Source organism: Oceanicoccus sagamiensis, from assembly GCF_002117105.1.
Taxonomy (GTDB): domain Bacteria; phylum Pseudomonadota; class Gammaproteobacteria; order Pseudomonadales; family Dasaniaceae; genus Oceanicoccus; species Oceanicoccus sagamiensis.
This window is the reverse complement of the sequence record NZ_CP019343.1, coordinates 2,015,329-2,038,199: the sequence shown is the minus strand read 5'-3', so window position 1 is coordinate 2,038,199 and position 22,871 is coordinate 2,015,329. Positions and strand designations below refer to the sequence as shown.

Below are 22,871 nucleotides of genomic sequence, written 5' to 3'. Positions count from 1 at the left end.
ACAGGGGAAACCTTAGTCGATTATCCCGCTAAGGACATAATACCGACAAGGTACCGCAGAGATCAGCCCAAGAGTTATGGCCGCCAGTAAATATTCATTACCCTCCATCGCCAACCGCCTTTTTGTCACTGCGTTTGTTGCCTCTGCTCTGGTGGCAAACACCCGTGCCGACATCTCTCCCGACCAACAGTGGGTCTGTAAGGCCGATGCCAAGGGGCAATGGCAGTGTCAGGGGGGCGACAAAGCTGGCAAGGCCGCCCCTCAGCCAGCGGCGACAGTGGTAAAAACAAGCGCTGCAACAACGCCCATCACCACCAGAGAGAATATTCCCCATAGCGATTGGGACTGGGTAGCCATAGAGCAACTGGAAGACCCCTCTCTCTGTAAAACCGGTTGCGAGGGCGCCTATATAGCACCCGATGCCGATTGGGAAGACGCGGATAAAGACCCCGACAATGCACCCTTGCGAGCCAGTGCCGATAACTCCAGCATGGAAGGCAATATTGTTAAACTCTCGGGCCAGGTTGAACTGACTCAGGGCAGCCGCCGCTTGAGAATGGATAACGCGATATTGGACCGCGATAATAACCAGTTAAAGCTTGATGGCAATGTGGAAATCAGGGAGCCAGACATACTGGTTCGCGCTAACCGGGCCACGCTAAATACAGAGGATAATCTCGGCCGTTTTGAGCAGGCCTTATTTGTCCAACATAACGATGGTTTTAGGGGGCAGGCCAATGTTATTGACCGAGCCAGTGCCACCACCCTCGATCTGGAGCAGGGCATTATCACCCAATGCAGCCCCGACGATGAAACCTGGAAAATCCATGCCAGTAGCATCCACCTGGATAGCGAAGAAGGCTGGGGCTCAGCCAAGCATGCCCGGGTTAATATCAACGATATACCGGTGTTTTATTCGCCGTATATGACCTTCCCCATCGATGATCGACGCAAAACCGGCCTGCTGTTCCCCACTCTGGCAACAAGCAACAGTAACGGCTTTGAACTCAGCGCCCCACTCTACCTTAATCTGGCCCCGAATTATGACGCCACCATTACCCCTCGTTTTATTGAAAAGCGGGGCACCATGCTTGAGGCAGAAGTCCGTCAAATGAGCAGCTTTGGTACCTGGGTTCTGTCTGGCGCCAAATTAAAGGATGATCAATTTAAAGAAACGGCTGATGATGACCCCATCGACCCACCTCTGGACGAGCTATTCGGTAGAGATGATGATATTCCACCACGGGAAGACCGCTGGGTTGGACGGGTTGAACATAAAGGTAAGATTGGCCCCATTCTCACCAAGGTGGACTATAACAAAGTCAGCGATGAGGACTTTTTTGATGACCTGTCCCCTGACAGCCTCGAACTTAAGCGCAGCGACCACTTAACCCAAAGCGCCTCACTGGGATACCGTGACAAGAGTTGGCAGACTGAACTGCTGGTAGAACAATCTCAAACCATTGATGACCTGCTATCCAGCCAATATCAGCTGATGCCCCAGTTAACCATTGAGAAAAATTACACCGGCGCTAACTTTTCACCGGAATGGCTGTTTGAGGCTGAGTTTACTGATTTTAAGCATGATGAATCTATCGATGACGGTGGCAGATTTGAAACCGGCGAGCGGGTTTTTGCCGAAGTTGGCGCCAGCTACCCTATGCGCTGGGCCCCGGTTTTATTATCCCCACCGTCAAAGTGCGCAATGTTAGCTATGAACTGGAAGCCTTTGATAGCGACGATGACACACCCTCCGCCACCACACCCTTAGCCACTCTGGATATGGGTCTGGTATTTGAACGGCAGACCCGTTTTGGTGACAGTAACTGGCTACAAACTCTGGAGCCACGCCTCTACTATTTCTATAGCGATTACGAAGAACAGAACAATAACCCTGACTTTGATACCAAGGCCCTCAAATTCAGCTACAGCCAGCTCTTTAGGGACACCCGCTTTACTGGCCACGACCGCCTTGATGACGCCAACCAGGTCTCAGTCGGGGTGACTAGTCGCTTTATCAATGATGGCGAAGGTCGGGAAGTGCTGACTATGAGTGTTGGCCAAATCTTTTACTTTGATGATCGCCGGGTACAGTTAAACGCCAGAGATGACGATGAGATAGTCAGTAATTCCCAAATTGCCACAGACATCCAATATCAGCCCACCGACCGGCTTTGGCTCACTAACACCCTGCTCTGGGACTCAAGGCAGGACTATTTGCAGGAGGGTGGCATTGGGATGCAGTATCAGGCCAGTAACAAAAGCCTGTACAATCTGGGCTATCGCTTTAATAGAGAAGCGGCCAGTAACCTGGGCTTTGGCAGGCGAGATGTCTCACAAGCCGACGCCTCTATGGTACTACCCATTAGCGAACGCTGGACGACCTTTGCCCGCTATCGCTATGATGTCGAGGAAAACCGCTCGATCGATGATGTCTTTGGCCTGCAATACGAAGATTGCTGCTGGATGGTTCGCCTGCTCTACCAGCGCAGCTTCCAGGACGAATTTGTGGAAGTGATTGAAGACGACACATTAATGCCCGATGAACTCACCAGTAATATCGTAGTCGAACGGGATTACGCCTTTATCCTTGAGTTTGAATTAAAAGGCCTGGGCAGCCTCGGCAACAAAGCACAGAAACTGCTGGAAGAAAATATTTTGGGGTATGAAGATCTTGATTAAATTGATAGCCACTGCGGCCAGTAAAGGCCGCCGCAATCGTCTGGCCATACTGGCCGGTTCATTATTTGTGGTGTTTGGCAGCCTTAATGCCACACTGGCAAGTGCCAACAACCAACTGCAACTGCTCGACCAGGTTATCGCTATTGTGGATGACGACGTGGTGATGGCCAGCGAACTTAAAGAGCGCATCCAGCAGGTCAAAGTCAATATCGAAAAGAGCGGCAAGTCGGCGCCGCCCATGCAGGAAATCCAGCAAGAAATTCTTGACCAACTGATTATTGAAAATATTCAACTGCAAATGGCCATGCGCGCTGGCGTGCGTATTAGTGACGCCCAGCTTAACGATTCTATGCTGCGTATTGCCCAGCAAAACCGAATGAATTTATTGCAGTTTAAAGAAGCACTGGAAAGCGACGGTATCTCTTACAACGCCACCCGTGAACAGATTCGCAAAGAAATGTTATTGCAGCGGGTCCAACAGGGCAATGTTAACCAGCGCGTACAAATTACCGACCAGGAAATTGCCAACTTTCTATCTTCCGAAGAAGGCCAGTCAATGACAGCACCGGAATACCGGATGCTGCATACCCTGATTGCGATACCCGGAGGTGCGGACAGAGCAACCGTTGCCGCCGCTAAAGCAATGGCCGATGCGCTGTATCAGCGTATAGACAATGGGGAAGCTTACGAAAAAGTGATGTCCAGCTATAGCCAGCTCAAAATTAATGACCTGGGCTGGCGCAAAGCAGCAGACTTACCCAGCCTGATTTCAAGTCTGGCGACTACAACCACAGAAGGTGGTACTGCCAGCCCCGTGCAAAGCGCCAGCGGCTTTCACTTGGTAAAGCTGTTAGACAAACGCGGCGACGGTGAAGTTATCCCGCAAACCAAAGCCCGCCATATTTTATTAAAGCCTTCCGCTATTCGAAATGAAGCGGCTACGGAAGCTGAAATTAAACAGCTGCGGCAACGTATTATTGATGGCGAAGAATTTGAAGACCTGGCCCGGGAATTCTCTGAAGATATTGGTTCTGCGCTGGAAGGCGGTGATTTAGGCTGGACCAGCCCGGGACAATTAGTTGGCGCCTTTCAGGATGCCATGGACAGCACCCAACCTGGCGATATCAGCCCCGCATTTAAAAGCCAATACGGCTGGCATGTGCTGCAAGTCATTGAGCGTCGCGACAAAGATGTTACCGACGATATTCGTCGCAATATTGCCCGCAACCATATTCATCAGCGTAAATATGACGATGAACTGCAAACCTGGCTACAGAAAATTCGCGATGAAGCCTATGTAGATTTTAAATAATTCAACTGATTAGCCGGAAGTTATCTCTCTAATACTATGACGATATTACGAATAGCTTTAACTCCCGGCGAACCTGCGGGCATTGGCCCAGACCTGATTATCCAACTGGCACAAAGCGAGCACAGCGCTGAACTTGTTGTCATCGCCGACCCTGAACTTTTGCTGCAACGCGCCGAACAACTCAAACTACCGTTAACGATTCGCAGCTTTGACCCATCCCTTGCCCCACAGCTTAATACCGCCGGGGAAATAAGCGTACTACCGATTAAACTTGCACAGCCATGCGTCACCGGCACATTAAATACTGAAAATGCTCATTATGTTTTAGCCACATTGGATGCCGCTATTAATGGCTGTATGGATAATACCTTTGCCGCCATGGTCACTGCCCCTGTCAATAAGGCGGTAATAAATGATGCTGGCATTAGCTTTAGTGGCCATACCGAATATCTGGAAGAAAAAACCCAGACCGAACAGGTCGTGATGATGCTGGCCACCGAAGGGCTGCGGGTTGCTCTGGTAACCACCCACCTGCCCTTGCTGGCAGTGCCCCAACATATTACTGCCGCAAAAGTGGAAACCATTACTCGAATTTTACATCGTGACCTGCAACAGCATTTTGGTTTGCAACAACCTGAAATTACCGTGCTGGGCTTAAACCCCCATGCGGGCGAAGGCGGCCATATGGGGCGTGAAGAAATAGATGAAATTATTCCCTGTATGGAAAAGCTAAACGCCGAAGGTATGCACCTAACCGGGCCGCTGCCCGCCGATACCGCCTTTACTGAAAAACATCTACAGCATTGTGACGCGGTGCTGGCGATGTATCACGACCAGGGTTTGCCGACATTAAAATATAAAGGCTTTGGCAATGCGGTAAATATTACTCTGGGCTTACCCATTATTCGTACCTCCGTCGATCACGGTACAGCACTGGATTTAGCCGGCAGTGGCAAGGCGGATATGGGCAGTTTAAAAACAGCATTGAGTTATGCCATCAGTATGGCTCAACACCGTTCGTCAACCACTACTGAGCACTAAACACTATGGCGAACCCGGATAATAAACACCGTGCCCGTAAACGCTTTGGCCAAAACTTTTTGCAAGACGCAGGCGTTATCCATCATATCGCCCGCTCTATCAATGCAACAACCGATGACCATATTGTAGAGATTGGTCCCGGCCAGGGTGCGCTTACCGCCGACATTCTGGCCAGCGGCTGCGAGCTCGATGCTATCGAACTGGACCGCGACCTGATTCCTATTCTGGAGCAACGCTTTGCCGGTGAAAGCCGCTTTAGTTTGCAACAAGGGGATGCGCTGGAATTTGATTTTTCTTCTTTGCAAAAGGGTGATGAAAAATTACGGGTGGTGGGCAACCTGCCCTACAATATTTCTACCCCGTTAATCTTTCATTTGCTGGACCAGCAAGCACTGATTCACGATATGCATTTTATGCTGCAACTGGAAGTGGTGAATCGCCTTGCCGCCGTGCCCGGCAATAAAAACTACGGGCGCTTAAGTGTCATGGCGCAATATTATTGTGATGTACACTCGCTGTTTGAAGTACCACCGGAGGCCTTTGATCCGCGTCCCAAAGTACAATCGGCCATTGTCCGCTTGGCCCCCATCAACAATTACCTCATCCGGCAAATAATGTGCAAACACTGGAGCATATTTTGCGTACCGCCTTTAACCAGCGACGCAAAACATTGCGCAACTCATTAAAAGGGGAGATCAGCGAGCAGCAATTAACCGCGTTAGCTATAAACCCTGCTGCCCGGCCAGAAACTTTATCATTAGAACAATTTGTCGCCATTAGTAACGCCATCAGGGAAGACACCTAATTATGCTAACCGATAACCCCATCAGTATTCATGTGGACACGCAATTTATTCCACAACAGTCCAGCCCGGAAGAACAGCGCTTCGCTTTTGCCTATACGATTACCATTAGCAACCACGGCGTTGAACCGGTAAAACTTATCAGTCGCCATTGGATTATTACTGACGGCAATGCCAAAGTAGAAGAAGTGCGCGGCGATGGTGTTGTCGGCGACCAACCGACCATTAAACCCGGCCATAGCTATCGCTATACCAGCGGCGCACTATTAGAAACCGCCGTTGGCACCATGGAAGGCAGCTACCAGATGGAAAGCGCATCCGGCACGGCCTTTGATGCCCCCATCCCGCAATTCTCACTGATTCACCCGGGGTCACTGCATTAATGACGCGCTATGCTGTGGGTGATGTACAAGGCTGCCTGGCTCCTTTGCAATGCTTGTTAAAGGAGGTGGCGTTTGACCCTGCGCAAGACCAGCTATGGCTGGCGGGAGACCTGATCAACCGCGGCCCCGCCTCATTAGACACTTTACGTTTTATTAAAGAGCTTGGGGATTGCACCCGAATTGTACTGGGCAATCACGATCTGCACTTTCTTGCTGTTGCCCATGGCACCAGAAACGCCGGTAAATCCGATACCTTTGATGAAATCCTTAATGCCAGTGATTGCCAAATACTGGTGCAATGGCTGCAACAGCAGCACTTAATCTATAACGACCCCAGCCATGACTACACCATGGTCCATGCCGGCATTCCACCCATCTGGACAGTACAACAGGCCAGCCAATTGGCCCATGAAGTCGAACAGGTTTTGCGGGGAGAGACAGCCGCTGATTTTTTTAGCCATATGTATGGTAATGAGCCCGCGGTTTGGAATGACCAACTTGAAGGCTGGACGCGATTGCGAGTGATTACCAACTACTTAACGAGAATGCGTTTCTGTACAGTTGCCGGAGAGTTAGATTTTGAAGACAAACTCGCCACCATCGATAAACCTGACTTTAAACCCTGGTTTTCCTACCCTGCGACCAGCAATCAGAATATTATTTTTGGCCACTGGGCTGCGCTGGAAGGCAAAGCCGATAACCCTCATGTGTTTGCCCTGGATACTGGCTGCGTTTGGGGCCACGCCCTCACCTTAATGAATTTGGACACTCAGCAGATGCATCGCTGCGACTGCGCAAGCTAATGTCGTCATAGAACGACAGCCCTTAAATTTTTTATTTATATAAAACGCCTCCTTTAAACGAATTAACCATTAAAAATCAAAAAGTCTGGCATCGACTATGCCTTGCATTTGCGACAAATCCACACAGCGCTCTGTTATAAAAAAATAATCTATCCAGTTTTTTGTTTATTAAACAATTCCTTATGCCACAACGATCAAAAACTAAGCAAACCAAATTTTGCAAAGGACTGAAAACACTCAAAAACGATAAAACAAAAAACCCATCGCGCGGTCTATCCATAGACGCTATGATAAACACAAGAAAATTATTTTCGGGCTTCTTTTACTTTTCTTGAAGCTGTTATCTACAACCCGTTATACATTTTTATTGTTAGTTTTTACTTGTTGTCAGCTACTAAATGTAACCACTGATTTACTGTAAGGAGATACTAACTGCCATGGGAATATTTAATCACTTTCAAAACCGCTATGCATCCACACAGCAAGAAGAAATCACTCTTCAAGAATATCTGCAGCTGTGTAAAGACAACCCCAACACCTATGCCAACGCCTCCGAACGATTACTCGCCGCTATTGGCGAGCCGGAAATGATTGATACGGCAACGGACCCCCGCCTTAGTCGAATTTTTTCTAATAAAATTATTAAACGTTATAAAGTGTTTAGTGAATTTTATGGCATGGAAGAAGCCATAGAAAATATTGTGGCCTATTTTCGTCATGCGGCCCAAGGGCTGGAAGAAAACAAACAAATACTATATCTGTTGGGCCCGGTGGGTGGTGGCAAGTCTTCACTGGCAGAAAAACTAAAGGCCCTTATGGAAAAAGAGCCAATCTACTGCCTCAAAGGCTCGCCGGTTTTTGAGTCTCCTTTAGGGCTATTTGACCCCGCAGAAGACGCCCAAATATTGCAAGAAGACTACGGTATTCCAGAGCGCTATCTCGGCACCATTATGTCCCCCTGGGCGGTTAAACGCCTGCATGAATACAATGGTGATATTACTCAGTTTAAAGTCGTTAAAATCTACCCTTCACGTCTGGACCAAATTGCCATTACAAAGACTGAACCCGGCGATGAAAACAATCAGGATATTTCTTCTCTGGTGGGCAAGGTTGATATTCGCCAACTGGAAGAATTTCCCCAGAACGACCCCGATGCTTATAGTTTTTCGGGCGGGCTATGTCGCGCCAATCAGGGCATTATGGAATTTGTAGAGATGTTTAAGGCGCCGATAAAAGTGCTGCACCCCTTACTCACCGCCACTCAGGAAGGTAACTACAATAGCACCGAAGGTTTAAGCGCGATCCCCTTTGATGGAATTATTCTGGCCCACTCCAATGAGTCGGAGTGGCAGTCTTTTAAAAACAATAAAAACAACGAAGCGTTTATTGACCGTGTTTATATTGTCAAAGTGCCCTATTGCCTGCGGGTTTCTGAAGAAATCAGAATCTATGAAAAACTGTTACAAAATAGCTCACTAGCCCATGCGCCATGCGCACCCGACACCGTTAAAATGTTAGGCCAGTTCACGGTGTTGTCACGCCTGATCGAACCGGAGAACTCCAATATCTTTTCTAAAATGCGAGTCTATGATGGCGAGAGCCTAAAGGATACCGACCCTAAGGCCAAAAGCATGCAGGAATACCATGATAACGCCGGTGTAAATGAGGGCATGAATGGGCTTTCCACCCGCTTTGCGTTTAAGATTTTGGCCAAGGTATTTAATTTTGACCCCACTGAAGTTGCGGCCAACCCCGTGCATTTACTCTATGTACTAGAGCAACAAATAGAACAGGAACAATTTCAGCCTGAGTTAGCGGAACGCTATCTGAATGTCATTAAAGAATATCTGGCACCACGGTATGTCGAATTTATCGGCAAAGAAATACAGACAGCGTATCTGGAGTCCTACTCTGAATACGGGCAAAATATTTTTGACCGCTATGTGACCTATGCCGATTTTTGGATTCAGGACCAGGAATACCGCGACCCTGAAACCGGGGAAATTCTCGACCGCCCTGCCATCAATGAAGAACTGGAAAAAATCGAGAAGCCCGCGGGAATATCCAACCCGAAAGACTTCCGCAATGAAATCGTCAACTTTGTGCTTAGGGCCAGAGCAAATAATGATGGCAAAAACCCCAACTGGAGCAGCTACGAAAAACTTCGCACGGTGATTGAGAAAAAGATGTTCTCCAATACCGAAGATTTACTGCCGGTTATTTCCTTTAATGCCAAAGCCTCCGCCGATGACCAGAAGAAACATACCGACTTTGTCTCTCGAATGGTAGAACGGGGCTATACCGAAAAACAGGTCAGACTTTTATCCGAATGGTACTTACGAGTACGAAAATCTCAATAAGCACTACTGTCTAACAAAAGGCTTTAATTCATTATGTAGCCACAGGAGCGAGACTTTGAGTTATCTGATTGATAGACGTCTCAATGCCAAAAACAAAAGCGCTGTTAATCGCCAACGTTTTATTCGCCGTTATAAAAAGCATATTAAAAAAGCGGTGGCCGATGCCGTTAGCTCCCGCTCTATTACCGATATAGAAAACGGTGAGCAGATCACCATCCCCAGTGACGACATCCAGGAACCCTCCTTTGGGCATAGCCCTGGCGGCAAACGTACCACCATCCACCCCGGTAATAAGGAGTTTGTTCAGGGCGATAAAATACCTCGACCTCAAGGCGGTGGCGGAGCGGGTGGTAGCAAGGCCAGTAATACGGGCGAAGGTTTGGATGAATTTGCCTTTCAGATTACTCAGGATGAGTTTTTGGAGTTTATGTTTGATGATCTTGAACTCCCTAACCTGGTGAAAAGACAGCTGGCAGGGTCAGATAGCTTTAAATATAAAAGGGCTGGCTATTCGACTGTCGGCACCCCCAACCAAATTAATATTGTCAGATCCCTCAGGGCAGCCAACGCCCGACGGATTGCTCTGGGCTCGCCCTCGAAAAAGAAAGTAGCACAACTGCAACAAGAGCTGGAGCAACTATTGGAAGAGGCACCTCAGCAGAGCGATAAAATCCAATCTTTAAGAGAGCAGATTGAACACTTAAACATCAAGCTCAAGCGCATTCCTTTTCTGGATACCTTTGATATTAAATACAACCTGACTGTTAAAGAGCCACAGCCTACCTCCAAGGCGGTTATGTTCTGCATTATGGATGTATCAGGCTCTATGAATCAGTCCACCAAAGATATGGCCAAGCGATTTTTTATTCTGTTGTATCTTTTTTTACAGCGTAATTATGACCGCACCGACGTGGTGTTTATTCGTCATCATACCAGCGCGACTGAAGTTGACGAAGAAGCCTTTTTTTACTCCAGAGAAACCGGCGGCACTATTGTCTCCAGCGCATTATCGTTAATGAAAACCATTATGCAGGCCCGCTACCCTACCTCAGAATGGAATATCTATGGCGCACAGGCATCCGACGGTGATAACTGGGATAACGATTCCAGTAAATGCTATGACTTATTAGTGAACGAGATAATGCCCCACACCCAACATTTCTCTTATGTGGAAATTTCCCCCAGAGAGCATCAATCACTGTGGCATGAATATGAGCAGGTGCAATCACACTTTGAAGAGACCTTTGCTATTCAGCAAATTATCCAACCCGCCGATATCTACCCGGTGTTCCGGGATTTATTCCAGCGGAGGCCCGCATGAATCAATCACAGCGCCAGCAACCACAACAACCGATCTCTACCGGCTCAGACTGGACCTTTGAGCTGATCCAACAGTATGACGAGGTGATTGCCGGTATCGCTCAAGAATTTGGGCTGGATACTTACCCCAACCAAATAGAGATTATTAATTCAGAACAAATGATGGATGCCTACTCATCCTCCGGTATGCCCCTGTTTTACCATCACTGGTCCTATGGCAAGCATTTTCTGGGTATAGAAAATAATTACAGTCGCGGTCAAATGGGCCTGGCCTATGAAATCGTCATTAACTCCAACCCCTGCATTGCCTACCTTATGGAAGAGAACACCATGACTATGCAGGCGTTAGTCATTGCCCATGCCTGCTATGGCCATAATTCTTTTTTTAAAGGTAACTATTTATTCCGCACCTGGACAGAAGCTGACTCTATTATTGATTATTTGGTGTTTGCCAGAAACTATATTGCCAAATGTGAAGAGCGCCATGGCGTTGATGCCGTTGAGAAGATACTGGACTCCTGCCACGCCCTGATGAATTACGGTGTCGACCGTTACAAAAGGCCGCACCCTATTTCAGCCACCAAGGAGATGCAAAGACAACAGGAGCGCGAAGTCTTATTGCAGCAGCAGGTCAATGACCTCTGGCGCACTATTCCTGTCACCAAGACCGAACCCGGAAAAGACCAACTCTCTCCTTTTCCAGCGGAACCCCAGGAAAATCTGTTATATTTTTTGGAGAAAAATGCACCGTTGCTGGAGCCATGGCACCGTGAAATATTACGCATTGTTCGCAAAGTCGCCCAGTATTTTTATCCTCAACGCCAGACTCAGGTAATGAATGAAGGTTGGGCTTGTTTTTGGCATTACACCCTACTAAATGAAATGTATGACCGGCATTTAGTGACCGATGGATTTATGATGGAGTTTTTGCAGTCACATACCAGTGTTATCTTTCAACCGGATTTTGACAGCCCCTATTACAGTGGTATCAACCCCTATACGCTGGGCTTTGCCATGATGATAGATATACGCCGTATCTGTGAAAACCCCACCGATGAAGACCGGCGCTGGTTCCCGGATTTTGCCGGTTCTAACTGGCAGGAAACCCTGCAATTTGCCATGCGTAATTTTAAGGATGAAAGTTTTATCCAACAGTTTCTTTCCCCTAAAGTGATACGTGACCTTAAATTATTCTGTGCATTGGATGATGATAGCCGCTCCGAAATTGAGATTATGGCCATTCATAATGACAGTGGTTACCCAATTATTAGGGAACAGTTAGCCGGTCAATATAATATCGGGGATAAGGAACCCAATATCCAAATTACCCATATCGATATTCGCGGTGACCGCTCTATGCGCCTGGAACACCAACAACATAATCGCAAACCGCTGAACGACGATAGTCAGGAGACCTTAAAGCATCTGCATCGCCTATGGGGCTTTGATATTCAACTGGACTCTATTCAAGCGGGCAAGGTCGTTAACAGCTACCACTGCCCGGATATTGATGACTACCCCGACCCCGAAAACCAATAAGCGTGCAGCATCCAACTCCTGCTATAATCCCTAACAACTTCAACAATGATTTGCAGGTCTATGAAAACGTATTTGGTTGGCGGCGCCGTTAGGGATAAGTTATTAGGTGTGCCTTATCATGAACACGACTGGGTCGTCGTGGGTGCAACCCCTGAAGACCTGCTTTCTCAGGGCTACCAAGCCGTGGGCAAAGACTTCCCGGTTTTTCTTCACCCTGAGACCAAAGAAGAATACGCCCTTGCCAGAACCGAACGTAAATCAGGCCCGGGCTATACCGGCTTTGATTGTTATGCCAGCCCCGATGTTACCCTTGAAGAAGACCTTATCCGGCGAGACCTAACTATTAATGCCATGGCGGAGGATAACGACGGCAGTATTATCGACCCCTATGGTGGCCAGCGCGACCTTGAGAAAAAATATTTACGGCATGTTTCAGCCGCATTTATTGAAGACCCATTACGCGTTTTACGCATCGCCCGCTTTTATGCCCGCTATCATTATTTAGGCTTTCAGATTGCTGACGAGACATTGCAGCTAATGCAAACCATTAGCACTGGCGATGAACTGCTTGCATTGCCTGCCGAAAGAGTTTGGAAAGAAATGGAAAAAGCACTGAGGGAGCAATCACCGCAGCAATTTTTTATAGCGCTGCAACAGACCAAGGCGCTGGACAAGTTGATGCCTGAGCTCTCCCTGCTCACTGCTGAGCAGTTTTCAATCGTACAAAAAGCCAGCGAACATAAACTTAGCCTTACCCGCTTTGCCCTATTGCTAAGCCAACTTGATACTCATAGCGCAGAGACACTCTGTGAAAAAATCAAAGCGCCCAAAGAATATAAAGAACTGGCTATGCTGCTAGCCCGCCACCAACAATATGATTCTGAAATAGTGAACCGCGCGGAAGTATTACTGGACACCCTCGAACAACTTGACCCCTTTCGGCGCGAACAGCGCTTTGAACATTTTCTGCAATGCTGTGAACTTAAGTTTGATTCACCGCGTACAACACAACAACTACGTGATGCCTTTATAGCCTGCAAAGCCATCAACGCTGGCGAACTGGCCAAACAAGGCCTGAAAGGTAAAGCTATCGCCAAAGCCTTATATAGCCTGCGCCTTGAAGCGATTCATCAATTACTGACAACAACGGATAAAGAATGAGCGAACAGACCACACAACGGGTTGCTTTAGTTACCGGTGCCGCCCAACGGATAGGCGCAGAAATTTGTAAAACACTCCATGGTGCTGGCTTTAATATTATTATTCACTATCGCTCATCCTCCCAGCCCGCCGAAGAACTGGCTGATCAGCTTAACCAGCAGCGCAGCGGTTCAGCGCACTGCATTAAGGCAGACCTGACCAACAGCAATGACGTACTAGCTTTGGCTATTGCCGCAGAAAAACACTGGGGGCATATTGATGCATTAATTAATAATGCCTCCACTTTTTACCCCACCCCCCTTAACACATCGACCGAAGAGGATTGGAATGCTTTGTTTGATAGCAATGTTAAAGGGCCGTTTTTTCTTAGCCAGACACTAACACCTACTCTAAGTCAGCGGCAGGGCTGCATTGTTAATCTGGTCGATATTCATAGTGAAAAGCCCATGGCGGATCATACAATCTACTCCATGGCAAAAGCCAGCGTTGCTATGATGACAAAAACTCTGGCCAAAGAAATGGCTCCTGCGGTTAGGGTCAACGGTGTTTCTCCCGGCGCTATATTGTGGCCGGAACAGGAATTGGACCCTAATGACAAATCATCCATACTGAACAAAGTACCGATGCAAAAAATTGGGGATGTGAGCGATATTGCCAAGACCGTTGCATTCTTAGTGAATGATGCGCCTTATATCACTGGGCAAATTATTGCTGTAGATGGTGGCCGCTCGTTAAATATGTAACGAGCCACCTTATTAGAGCATCAGGAAAAAATCAGGCGTGAACAGAGATTTTCTCGCCGCGCCATTCAAAATCTACCGACCATAACTTTTGGCTTGCTTGATCATAGTTCTGCCATAACTCAGCATAACTTTTATGAGACTCGGGGTGAGTATCTTCTGGCGCGATATCAAACAGTGGCAATAGCACAAAGGCATTTTTAACAATCTCATCCCGTGGCAACTCAACACCGTCAACAACACCCACCTCATCACCGTAGGTTAGAATATCGATATCCAATGTACGCGGGCCAAATTTAGGGCCATCGCGACGGCGGCCATTATCGTGCTCTATATCGCGTAGCTCTCTGGCTAAGTCCCCCACACTAAGGTGACAATAAAAACCCACCACCAGATTAAGGAAATTATCCCCCTCAAAACCCACCGCTTCGCTTTCATACACAGGCGAAATGGTCATACCGTCAAAATGTTTATCCAGCGCATCCAGCGACGCGCTAATATGTTGATAGCGATCAATATTACTACCGATACTCAGATAAACTTGTGCCACTCTGTTCTCCAGTCTTTAGGTTTTTTCGCCGCGCTCAATAATAACTCCGACATCCTGTGAACCCCGCACGGCTCCTGGCTTGCTTAGGCGTAGTTTTAACCAGGGCACTGAAAACTCCGTGCGTACAATCTCTGCACAGCGCTCTGCCATGGTTTCTACTAATAAAAATTCGCTGTCACCAATAAAAGAAATTAAACGTTTGGCAACGGCTTTATAGTTTAAGGTGTCGGCAATATCGTCAGTCTCTGCGGCGCGGCGAATATCGTGGGCCATTTCCAAATCGAGACTCACTGTTTGCTTAATCTCCCGCTCCCAGTCATAAATGCCGATAACTGTTTCAATTTTTAAATCCCGAATATACACAATATCCATCAAGCTGATTCCTAAAATTTATTGAATTATTATTACCTTACGGCGCATTCAAGCCTGCGGTTCAACTCTATGTTAAGGCCAGCAACTGATCCATTGGCCAGCGAGGTGTCGCAATAACTGACAACGTATCACCCTGCCCTGCCAATAGTCGCTGGCAGCCAGCATAGGCAATCATAGCGCCATTATCGGTACAAAACTCCGGACGGGCATAAAAAACTTGCGCATTAATTTTAGCCAGGGCCTGTTCCAGCCCAACTCTCAGCTCCCTATTAGCACTGACACCTCCCGCCATCACCAACTGGGACAGCGACTCCTGCTTTAAAGCTCGCTTGCACTTGATCACCAGGGTTTCAACCACAGCGCGCTGGAATGCATGGGCGATATCTGCGCGGGTTTGCTCATCAACTACCCCCTCTTGATTAGCATGCTCATGGACGGTATTCAGGGTATAGGTCTTCAAGCCGCTAAAACTAAAATCCAGGCCGGGGTGCTTAACCATAGGGCGCGGGAAGGTAAAACGGCCAGGCTCACCGGATTCAGCCAGTTTGGCAACCTGAGGCCCCCCTGGATAGGGCAGCTTTAGCATTTTCGCGGTTTTATCAAAGGCTTCACCTGCGGCGTCATCTAAAGACTCACCCAATAGCTGGTACTGACCAATACCATCCACTCTGACCAGCTGGGTGTGGCCGCCAGAGACTAATAGAGCGACAAAGGGGAAGTCTGGCGGATTATCTTCCAGCATGGGGGCCAGTAAATGCCCTTCCATATGATGAACACCAATACCGGGAATATTCAGCGCATAGGCCAGTGAGCGGCCAATCATGGCTCCCACCATCAATGCCCCCACCAGGCCGGGGCCTGAGGTATAGGCTACCCCCGCTATATCCTGCCGCTGACAACCGGCTTCAGCCAACACTTGTTCAATTAAAGGCAGAGTTTTGCGAATATGGTCCCGCGACGCCAGCTCAGGTACGACCCCACCATACTCGGTATGCAGCTCAATTTGGCTGTATAAGGCTTCCGCCAACAGGCCCCGCTCACTGTCATAGAGCGCGATACCGGTTTCATCACAGGATGTTTCTATACCGAGAATTAGCATGCTGAGCGTATTTTATTGGATACAGTGATAGTAGCCGCGCATAATACTGGCTGACACCCCGCCAGACCAGCAAAACGGTGACAAAATACCCCTTAAATTAGCCCGTACAGAGCTTTGCAATTTACCGATCAACCGTTTACAATGCCCGCCCCTTGCGATTGGTGCCCGTCAAATGGCGATAAACTGACCGTAACAACCTATTTTATTAACCAGTTAAAGGAAGGGTAAATGCCTTCAGTTAAATTAAAAGATAACGAGCCATTCGATATCGCCCTACGTCGCTTTAAGCGCTCTTGTGAAAAAGCCGGTGTTCTGGCTGAAGTACGTCGTCGTGAATTCTACGAGAAGCCAACAGCTGTACGTAAGCGTAAAGCCGCCGCTGCTGTTAAGCGTCACGCTAAGAAAGTATCTCGCGAAACTCGTAAGCACCAGCGTCTTTACTAAGCAATAGCTGCTGCTACCGCTGTTTATCACTATTCTGCCGAGACTTTTATAGCCATGACAGAACAAACGCTAAAAGCCCGCATTCATGACGAAATGAAAGCGGCAATGCGAGCCAAAGATAAGCAGCGCCTGGGTACCATCCGGCTCATCCAGGCCGAAATCAAACGTATTGAAGTTGATGAGCGCATCGATATCGATGACGCGCGGCTTTTGGCTGTGCTCGATAAAATGTGCAAGCAACGTCGCGATTCAATCCAGCAGTACACCGATGCTGGCCGCACTGAGTTGGCTGACGTCGAGGTGGCTGAAATCAATGTGATTCAAGACTTTCTGCCCGCCCAACTTAGCGAAGCAGAACTCGCCAGCATGATTGCTGATGCGGTTGCTGGCACCGGTGCCGAATCTATGAAAGATATGGGCAAGGTGATGGGCATTCTTAAGCCCAAGTTACAAGGCCGCGCCGATATGGGCGAAGTCAGTAAACTGATCAAATCTCAACTGTCCTAATACCCCATAACTCCACCCGCTCTTCACCACTTATCAACAGGACCAAGTGATGCAACTGCGCAGTTTTATGTCGTCCAAAATCCACAAAGCCACCATTACCGAAGCCAATTTAGACTATGTCGGCAGCATTACTATTGATGCTGATCTGCTGGATTTAGCGGGCTTATTGCCCAACGAAAAAGTATTGGTCGTTAGCAATACCAGCGGAGCCAGGCTGGAAACGTATATTATTGAAGGCAAGCGCGGTACCGGCTATATCGGCATTAACGGTGCAGCCTCACACCTGATTGGCCCCGGTGAAGAAGTGATTATTATCGCCTTTACCCTGGCCACGGAGCCGGTTAAACCCAAAGCGATCCTTGTCGACAGCAATAACCGCTATGTCTGCGACCTGACCGAAGAACAGGCCGCCTTCGCCCCCGAAACCGCGTAGGGTGGATTGTAATCCACCATTTTAGCCGTCCAGGTTTTGGTGGATTACAATCCACCCTACTCGCTTATTACCTGTAAACCCCCTAAACTTGGCCACCTTAATAACTCAACACTAAGTATCATTTTCCATGGCCGGCCGCATACCGCAAAGCTTTATCGATGACCTGCTGGATCGCCTCGACATTGTCGAAGTGATAGACCGCCGTGTCAGCCTGAAAAAAAGCGGCCGCAACTTTACCGCCTGCTGCCCCTTCCACGAAGAAAAAACCCCGTCTTTTAGCGTTAACCAGGAAAAGCAATTCTATTACTGCTTTGGCTGCGGCGCCGGTGGCAATGCCCTCGGCTTTATCATGGATTACGAGCGCATGGACTTTCCTCGTGCGGTTGAGGTTCTGGCCGATACGGCTGGACTGGAAGTGCCCCGGGAAGCTTCTGCCTTTCAGGAAGAACCCCAGCAAAAGAAAAATATCTATACCATGCTGGAAAAATGCGCCGACTTTTACCGCGAGCAACTCAAGCGCAACCCACAGAAGCAACGGGCGGTAGACTATCTGCGAGGCCGCGGTCTCAGCGGTGAAATTGCCCGGGATTTTGATATCGGCTATGCCCCGCCAGGCTGGGACAACCTGCTTAAGCATCTGGGCCTCAATCAGGAAGATAAGCAACTGCTTATCGATGGCGGCATGCTGATTGAGAAAGAAGAGGACAATAAACTCTACGACCGCTTCCGCGATCGGATTATCTTCCCGATCAGGGATAACCGAGGACGGATTATCGCCTTTGGTGGCCGTGTTCTGGGCGACGACAAACCCAAATACCTCAACTCCCCTGAAACCCCCGTATTTCATAAGAGTAAAGAGCTGTATGGGCTCTACCAGTCCCGCAAGGCCAACCGCAAGCTCGAGCGACTACTGATTGTTGAAGGCTATATGGATGTGGTCGCGCTGGCGCAGCATGGCGTGACCTGGGCTGCGGCAACACTAGGGACAGCAACCAGTACCGAGCACTTAAAACGGGTATTTCGTCAGTGTCCGGAGGTTGTATTTTGCTTTGATGGCGATGAAGCAGGCCGCAAAGCCGCGAAACGGGCGCTTGAATCCGCCTTACCCGCCATGGAAGACGGTCGTCAGGCCAGATTCCTGTTTCTGCCACAGGGCGAAGACCCGGATAGCATGGTGCGCAGTATCGGCGCCAGCGACTTTATCCGTATGGTCGACAAAGCTGAGCCACTGGAAGACTATCTATTTAATTCACAGGCCGAAGGGCTGGAATTGGGCTCTCTTGATGGCAGAGCCCGGCTAAGTACTCTGGCGGCGCCGCTGATCGATCAATTACCCGATGGCGTCTTTAAAGCACTGATGATGTCCTCGCTGGCAGAGCGCACCGGGCTATCGCAGGAAAAATTGACCCAAATCCTGCAACGGCACCAGATCAATAAACAGCCCGAACCCGCACCCGATAAACCCGAAGTTGTTGCCACCCGGGAAATTAGCCCGGAACCCAGACAGAGAGCCCCCCGCTTTAATCAACAGCAAGACAGCACCAGGGATCCGATTCTCTATGCCATTGCCCTGCTGCTACACGAACCCAAGGCCGCCAGCCATGTCGCCACCCCCAGCGCCCTAAGCCGTAGCGAGGACAATAACGCCCCCCTACTAGCCGCGATGCTGGAATTGCTGCATAAACGCCCGGATTCCACCTCCGCCATGCTGATTGGCCACTGGTATGGGGAAGCCTGGGGTGAAACCCTGCAACAGCTGCTGCAACTGGAGCAATTTATTCCCGGTTCAGATATTGAACTTGAGCTTAAAGAAACACTCCAACATCTGGAGCGTAAATATCACCAAGATCAACTCGGTGATCAAGTCGACAAATTACTGACCAAAGACTACGCTCAGCTAAGCGATGATGAAAAGCAGGAGCTCAAGCGATTACTCAGTCAAAAGCACGATTTATAAGCACCTTAGTCGCCGCCAAAAGCCGCCTGACAGGCCGCCCAAAACACCCTCTAAGCCCCCAATTGACACCAATCAACCGGTTATGAGGCTAGTATTTGGTCAGCATATACAGTTATAATGTCGGGCTAACTTCCGCAAACGTCCCAGTGAAACATAGACTATGAGCGATACCGAACAAAAGCAGTCTCGTTTGAAAACCCTGATTGCCAAGGGCAAAGAACAAGGCTACCTGACCTATGCAGAGGTTAACGACCACCTGCCTCAGGATATTTCAGACCCGGACCAGGTTGAAGACATCATCCAAATGATCAACGATTTGGGTATTCAGGTGTTTGAAAATGCCCCCGATGCCGATGAAATCCTGTTGTCAGAAGAAGACTCCACCGATGATATCGCCGCCGCTGAAGCCGCTGCAGCTCTAGCTGCCGTCGAAACCGAAGCCGGTCGTACCACCGACCCCGTACGAATGTATATGCGCGAAATGGGCACGGTTGAACTACTGACCCGCGAAGGCGAAATCGCCATTGCCAAGCGCATCGAAGAAGGTATCCGCGATGTGATGGCGGCTGTTGCCTACTACCCCGGCGCCGTACAAGATGTTATCGACGACTACGACAAAGTAGCCACCGAAGAACGCCGCCTTGCCGATATCCTGATTGGTTACCTTGACCCTACTGATGTGGTACCACCTGCAGCCCAGCAACAACAAGCTGCGGCAGCGGACGATGACGATGACGACGACTCACCATCAGGCCCGGATCCAGAAGAAGCGAAAAAGCGCTTTACGGCCATCCGCAAGCAACAAAACAAACTCGACAAAGCGATCGATAAGCATGGCCGCTACAGCAAAGAAGCCGCCAAAGAGTTACAGAAACTGGGCGAACTGTTTAAGTTCTTAAAACTGACGCCGCGTGTTTTTGAACCGCTATCGATTCGCGTGCGCTCAAAGCTCAATGTGATTCGCGAGAACGAACGCTTGATTATGGGTATCTGCATCAAGCAGGCAAAAATGTCACGCAAAGATTTTGTTAAAGCCTTCCAGGGCTCTGAAACCAATTTTGATTGGTTAGATGACCAGATCAAAGCGCATAAAGATGCAGCCCCGGCACTGGAAGCCAATCGCGACGATATTATTCGTGCCCAGCGCAAAATTGCATTTATAGAAGCCCAAACCGATTTAACCATTGTCGATATTAAAGAAATTAATCGTCGCATGTCGATTGGTGAAGCTCGCGCCAGACGCGCCAAGAAAGAAATGGTCGAGGCCAACCTTCGACTAGTCATTTCTATCGCCAAAAAATATACCAACCGTGGTTTGCAGTTCCTCGATTTAATCCAGGAAGGCAATATCGGCTTGATGAAAGCCGTTGATAAATTTGAATACCGTCGCGGTTATAAGTTTTCGACCTATGCCACCTGGTGGATTCGTCAGGCCATTACTCGCTCTATTGCCGATCAGGCTCGCACAATTCGTATTCCAGTGCATATGATTGAGACGATCAACAAACTCAATCGTATCTCTCGTCAAATGCTTCAGGAAATGGGCCGTGAGCCTACGCCGGAAGAATTAGGCGAGCGTATGGATATGCCAGAAGATAAAGTTCGTAAGGTACTGAAAATTGCCAAAGAACCTATCTCCATGGAAACGCCGATTGGTGATGATGAAGATTCACATCTGGGTGACTTTATCGAAGATAACACTATTGCTCAGCCAGTTGATTCTGCAACAGGTCAGGGCCTGCAGGAAGCCACCAAAGATGTACTGGGCGGCCTGACAGCCAGAGAAGCCAAAGTACTGCGTATGCGTTTCGGTATTGATATGAATACCGATCACACACTGGAAGAAGTCGGCAAGCAATTCGACGTAACCCGTGAGCGTATCCGCCAGATCGAAGCCAAGGCATTGCGTAAATTACGCCACCCTTCACGCTCTGATCATCTGCGCAGCTTCCTCGACGAATAAGCGCCAAAGCAACACTACAAAAGCCGGTCTAATCACCGGCTTTTTTATTGGCTGATATTCTGTCATTCCCGCGAAGACTAAACTCCAGAGCTGCAGATTCCCGCCCCCGCGGGAATGACAGCGCTACCACATTGCCGTAGGGTGGATTACAATCCACCCATACCCTATCAGGACGGAGACCTGCCATGACAGTCTACAGAGATAACAGCCAAACCATCGGCCAAACCCCACTGGTCAAAATCAACCGTATAAGCGAAGGCAATATCTTCGCCAAAATCGAAAGCCGCAACCCGGCCAACTCCGTAAAATGCCGCATTGGTGCCAATATGATTTGGCAGGCGGAAAAAGACGGCATTCTAAAACCCGGTATGGAAATTGTTGAACCTACCAGCGGTAATACCGGTATCGCCCTGTGCTTTGTCGCCGCAGCCAAAGGCTATTCCATGACACTGGTCATGCCCCACACGATGAGCCTGGAACGTCGTCAGATTATGAAGGCCCTGGGTGCTAATATTATTATTACCGACGCCGCAAAAGGCATGAAGCTATGCATTGAAACCGCAAGGGCCCGCGTTGCCGAAGCCCCTGAAGAACGCTGGATGCCAAGCCAGTTCGACAACCCCGCCAACCCCGCGGTGCATGAAGAAACCACCGGCCCGGAAATCTGGGAAGACACCAATGGTGAAATCGATATTCTGGTGAGCGGCGTTGGGACCGGCGGAACGATTAGCGGGATCTCCCGATTTATCAAAAATACTAAAGGCAAGGCAATCACTTCTGTGGCAGTAGAGCCAACCAGTACCACTATGATTACCGCTGCCAAGGCAGGTGAAGAACCTGCCCATGCGCCCCATAAGATTCAGGGCATAGGTGCAGGCTTTGTACCCGATAATCTGGACCTCGATATAGTTGACCAGGTCGAGCAGGTTTCAAATGAAGACGCGATGGAGTGGGCCCACAAGCTAATGCAGCAAGAAGGTATTTTGGCAGGTATCTCGAGCGGTGCAGCCATGGCCATTGCCGATAGAGTTTCCAAACAACCAGGCAACGAAAATAAAACCATCGTCGTAATACTTCCGGACTCCGCTGAACGCTATTTATCCACCCCCTTATTTGAAGGCGCTTTTAGCGACAATGAAACCGTTCAATAAACCACTTTCGCTGGCAGCCCTGCTGCCAGCGAAACCCACAGATAAGCCTGACAGAAAAACCACAAGTAAATATCATTAACAACAATTTTATCGACGATCCATCGAATTTACAGTAAGGTGAGCAGAGAAAATGGAATAAAATAAACACAAGGGCTAGATTCGGTGAAAAAAAATAAGAAAAAATCCTCAAAAATACTCAGCATACAACCGACAGCATTACAGCCTTTCAAGGTATTGACCTATGAAGCTGCC

General features: G+C 48.7%; 19 protein-coding genes and 2 pseudogenes. 17 read left to right on the top strand and 4 right to left on the bottom strand.

Annotated features, from left to right (window positions below; translation table 11 throughout):
• Window positions 1-76: 76 nt before the first annotated feature.
• From BST96_RS09310 to BST96_RS09255, 11 genes and pseudogenes are all read left to right on the top strand, one after another.
• Window positions 77-2,682 (top strand): annotated as a pseudogene (locus tag BST96_RS09310) (LPS-assembly protein LptD).
• On the top strand, window positions 2,666-3,994 hold the full coding sequence (locus BST96_RS09300) for a peptidylprolyl isomerase (protein WP_085758443.1): 1,329 nt from the start codon (window positions 2,666-2,668) through the stop codon (window positions 3,992-3,994). The pseudogene BST96_RS09310 and the gene BST96_RS09300 overlap by 17 nt, the downstream one beginning before the upstream one ends.
• Window positions 3,995-4,030: 36 nt before the next feature.
• Window positions 4,031-5,035 (top strand): 4-hydroxythreonine-4-phosphate dehydrogenase PdxA, encoded by a 1,005-nt coding sequence (gene pdxA / locus BST96_RS09295; protein WP_085758442.1) that lies wholly within the window; start codon window positions 4,031-4,033, stop codon window positions 5,033-5,035.
• A gap of 5 nt (window positions 5,036-5,040) precedes the next feature.
• Window positions 5,041-5,840: pseudogene (gene rsmA / locus BST96_RS09290) on the top strand (16S rRNA (adenine(1518)-N(6)/adenine(1519)-N(6))-dimethyltransferase RsmA).
• Window positions 5,841-5,842: 2 nt separating this feature from the next.
• Window positions 5,843-6,220, top strand: coding sequence for a Co2+/Mg2+ efflux protein ApaG (gene apaG / locus BST96_RS09285; protein ID WP_085758441.1), 378 nt, complete (start codon window positions 5,843-5,845; stop codon window positions 6,218-6,220).
• Window positions 6,220-7,023, top strand: coding sequence for a symmetrical bis(5'-nucleosyl)-tetraphosphatase (locus BST96_RS09280; protein ID WP_085758440.1), 804 nt, complete (start codon window positions 6,220-6,222; stop codon window positions 7,021-7,023). The genes apaG and BST96_RS09280 overlap by 1 nt, the downstream gene beginning before the upstream one ends.
• A 437-nt stretch (window positions 7,024-7,460) precedes the next feature.
• Window positions 7,461-9,383 carry a PrkA family serine protein kinase gene (locus BST96_RS09275; RefSeq protein ID WP_085758439.1) on the top strand — a complete coding sequence of 641 codons (1,923 nt, stop codon included), beginning with the start codon at window positions 7,461-7,463 and terminating at the stop codon, window positions 9,381-9,383.
• 55 nt (window positions 9,384-9,438) lie between these two features.
• A complete protein-coding gene (locus tag BST96_RS09270) occupies window positions 9,439-10,704 on the top strand; it encodes a YeaH/YhbH family protein (RefSeq protein WP_085758438.1) in 1,266 nt (421 codons plus the stop codon).
• A complete protein-coding gene (locus BST96_RS09265; RefSeq protein WP_085758437.1) occupies window positions 10,701-12,242 on the top strand; it encodes a SpoVR family protein in 1,542 nt (513 codons plus the stop codon). Before BST96_RS09270 ends, BST96_RS09265 begins: the two co-directional genes overlap by 4 nt.
• A gap of 60 nt (window positions 12,243-12,302) precedes the next feature.
• Window positions 12,303-13,403, top strand: a complete 1,101-nt coding sequence (locus tag BST96_RS09260) for a tRNA nucleotidyltransferase/poly(A) polymerase-related protein (RefSeq protein ID WP_085758436.1) — start codon at window positions 12,303-12,305, stop codon at window positions 13,401-13,403.
• Entirely contained in the window at window positions 13,400-14,146 is a 747-nt protein-coding gene (locus BST96_RS09255) for a pteridine reductase (RefSeq protein ID WP_085758435.1), read from the top strand. Before BST96_RS09260 ends, BST96_RS09255 begins: the two co-directional genes overlap by 4 nt.
• A 31-nt stretch (window positions 14,147-14,177) precedes the next feature.
• On the opposite strand, the gene folK is transcribed toward BST96_RS09255, so the two are convergent.
• The 3 genes from folK to tsaD form a co-directional block, all read right to left on the bottom strand.
• Window positions 14,178-14,693 (bottom strand): 2-amino-4-hydroxy-6-hydroxymethyldihydropteridine diphosphokinase, encoded by a 516-nt coding sequence (folK, locus tag BST96_RS09250; RefSeq protein ID WP_085758434.1) that lies wholly within the window; start codon window positions 14,691-14,693, stop codon window positions 14,178-14,180.
• 15 nt (window positions 14,694-14,708) lie between these two features.
• Complete coding sequence (gene folB, locus BST96_RS09245) at window positions 14,709-15,065, bottom strand: dihydroneopterin aldolase (RefSeq protein ID WP_085758433.1); 357 nt, start codon at window positions 15,063-15,065, stop codon at window positions 14,709-14,711.
• A 67-nt stretch (window positions 15,066-15,132) separates the two neighbouring features.
• Window positions 15,133-16,164, bottom strand: a complete 1,032-nt coding sequence (gene tsaD / locus BST96_RS09240; protein ID WP_085758432.1) for a tRNA (adenosine(37)-N6)-threonylcarbamoyltransferase complex transferase subunit TsaD — start codon at window positions 16,162-16,164, stop codon at window positions 15,133-15,135.
• A 228-nt stretch (window positions 16,165-16,392) separates the two neighbouring features.
• On the opposite strand from tsaD, the gene rpsU reads away from it, so the two are divergent.
• From rpsU to rpoD, 5 genes are all read left to right on the top strand, one after another.
• Complete coding sequence (rpsU, locus tag BST96_RS09235; protein ID WP_085758431.1) at window positions 16,393-16,608, top strand: 30S ribosomal protein S21; 216 nt, start codon at window positions 16,393-16,395, stop codon at window positions 16,606-16,608.
• A 54-nt stretch (window positions 16,609-16,662) separates the two neighbouring features.
• Window positions 16,663-17,115 carry a GatB/YqeY domain-containing protein gene (locus BST96_RS09230; protein ID WP_085758430.1) on the top strand — a complete coding sequence of 151 codons (453 nt, stop codon included), beginning with the start codon at window positions 16,663-16,665 and terminating at the stop codon, window positions 17,113-17,115.
• A 49-nt stretch (window positions 17,116-17,164) separates the two neighbouring features.
• Window positions 17,165-17,548: an aspartate 1-decarboxylase gene (panD, locus tag BST96_RS09225; RefSeq protein WP_085758429.1), complete on the top strand. Its 384-nt coding sequence runs from the start codon at window positions 17,165-17,167 to the stop codon at window positions 17,546-17,548.
• A 127-nt stretch (window positions 17,549-17,675) separates the two neighbouring features.
• Complete coding sequence (dnaG, locus tag BST96_RS09220; RefSeq protein ID WP_085758428.1) at window positions 17,676-19,505, top strand: DNA primase; 1,830 nt, start codon at window positions 17,676-17,678, stop codon at window positions 19,503-19,505.
• 160 nt (window positions 19,506-19,665) lie between these two features.
• On the top strand, window positions 19,666-21,468 hold the full coding sequence (rpoD, locus tag BST96_RS09215; RefSeq protein WP_085758427.1) for an RNA polymerase sigma factor RpoD: 1,803 nt from the start codon (window positions 19,666-19,668) through the stop codon (window positions 21,466-21,468).
• Window positions 21,469-21,496: 28 nt separating this feature from the next.
• On the opposite strand, the gene BST96_RS20420 is transcribed toward rpoD, so the two are convergent.
• Window positions 21,497-21,655: a hypothetical protein gene (locus BST96_RS20420; RefSeq protein WP_157117915.1), complete on the bottom strand. Its 159-nt coding sequence runs from the start codon at window positions 21,653-21,655 to the stop codon at window positions 21,497-21,499.
• Between BST96_RS20420 and cysK the strand changes: the two genes are divergently transcribed.
• On the top strand, window positions 21,654-22,619 hold the full coding sequence (cysK, locus tag BST96_RS09210; RefSeq protein WP_085758426.1) for a cysteine synthase A: 966 nt from the start codon (window positions 21,654-21,656) through the stop codon (window positions 22,617-22,619). The two genes, BST96_RS20420 and cysK, sit on opposite strands and share 2 nt — an antisense overlap.
• Window positions 22,620-22,871: the final 252 nt, after the last annotated feature.

Bases quoted from the DNA above. Each gene is read 5' to 3' on its own strand.
- BST96_RS20420 (WP_157117915.1), bottom strand. From the start codon at position 21,655: ATGGCAGGTCTCCGTCCTGATAGGGTATGGGTGGATTGTAATCCACCC.
- rpsU (WP_085758431.1), top strand. From the start codon at position 16,393: ATGCCTTCAGTTAAATTAAAAGATAACGAGCCATTCGATATCGCCCTA.
- apaG (WP_085758441.1), top strand. From the start codon at position 5,843: ATGCTAACCGATAACCCCATCAGTATTCATGTGGACACGCAATTTATT.
- tsaD (WP_085758432.1), bottom strand. From the start codon at position 16,164: ATGCTAATTCTCGGTATAGAAACATCCTGTGATGAAACCGGTATCGCG.
- BST96_RS09260 (WP_085758436.1), top strand. From the start codon at position 12,303: ATGAAAACGTATTTGGTTGGCGGCGCCGTTAGGGATAAGTTATTAGGT.
- BST96_RS09280 (WP_085758440.1), top strand. From the start codon at position 6,220: ATGACGCGCTATGCTGTGGGTGATGTACAAGGCTGCCTGGCTCCTTTG.
- cysK (WP_085758426.1), top strand. From the start codon at position 21,654: ATGACAGTCTACAGAGATAACAGCCAAACCATCGGCCAAACCCCACTG.
- panD (WP_085758429.1), top strand. From the start codon at position 17,165: ATGCAACTGCGCAGTTTTATGTCGTCCAAAATCCACAAAGCCACCATT.
- BST96_RS09255 (WP_085758435.1), top strand. From the start codon at position 13,400: ATGAGCGAACAGACCACACAACGGGTTGCTTTAGTTACCGGTGCCGCC.
- pdxA (WP_085758442.1), top strand. From the start codon at position 4,031: ATGACGATATTACGAATAGCTTTAACTCCCGGCGAACCTGCGGGCATT.
- BST96_RS09275 (WP_085758439.1), top strand. From the start codon at position 7,461: ATGGGAATATTTAATCACTTTCAAAACCGCTATGCATCCACACAGCAA.
- folB (WP_085758433.1), bottom strand. From the start codon at position 15,065: ATGGATATTGTGTATATTCGGGATTTAAAAATTGAAACAGTTATCGGC.
- rpoD (WP_085758427.1), top strand. From the start codon at position 19,666: ATGAGCGATACCGAACAAAAGCAGTCTCGTTTGAAAACCCTGATTGCC.
- BST96_RS09230 (WP_085758430.1), top strand. From the start codon at position 16,663: ATGACAGAACAAACGCTAAAAGCCCGCATTCATGACGAAATGAAAGCG.
- BST96_RS09300 (WP_085758443.1), top strand. From the start codon at position 2,666: ATGAAGATCTTGATTAAATTGATAGCCACTGCGGCCAGTAAAGGCCGC.
- BST96_RS09265 (WP_085758437.1), top strand. From the start codon at position 10,701: ATGAATCAATCACAGCGCCAGCAACCACAACAACCGATCTCTACCGGC.
- dnaG (WP_085758428.1), top strand. From the start codon at position 17,676: ATGGCCGGCCGCATACCGCAAAGCTTTATCGATGACCTGCTGGATCGC.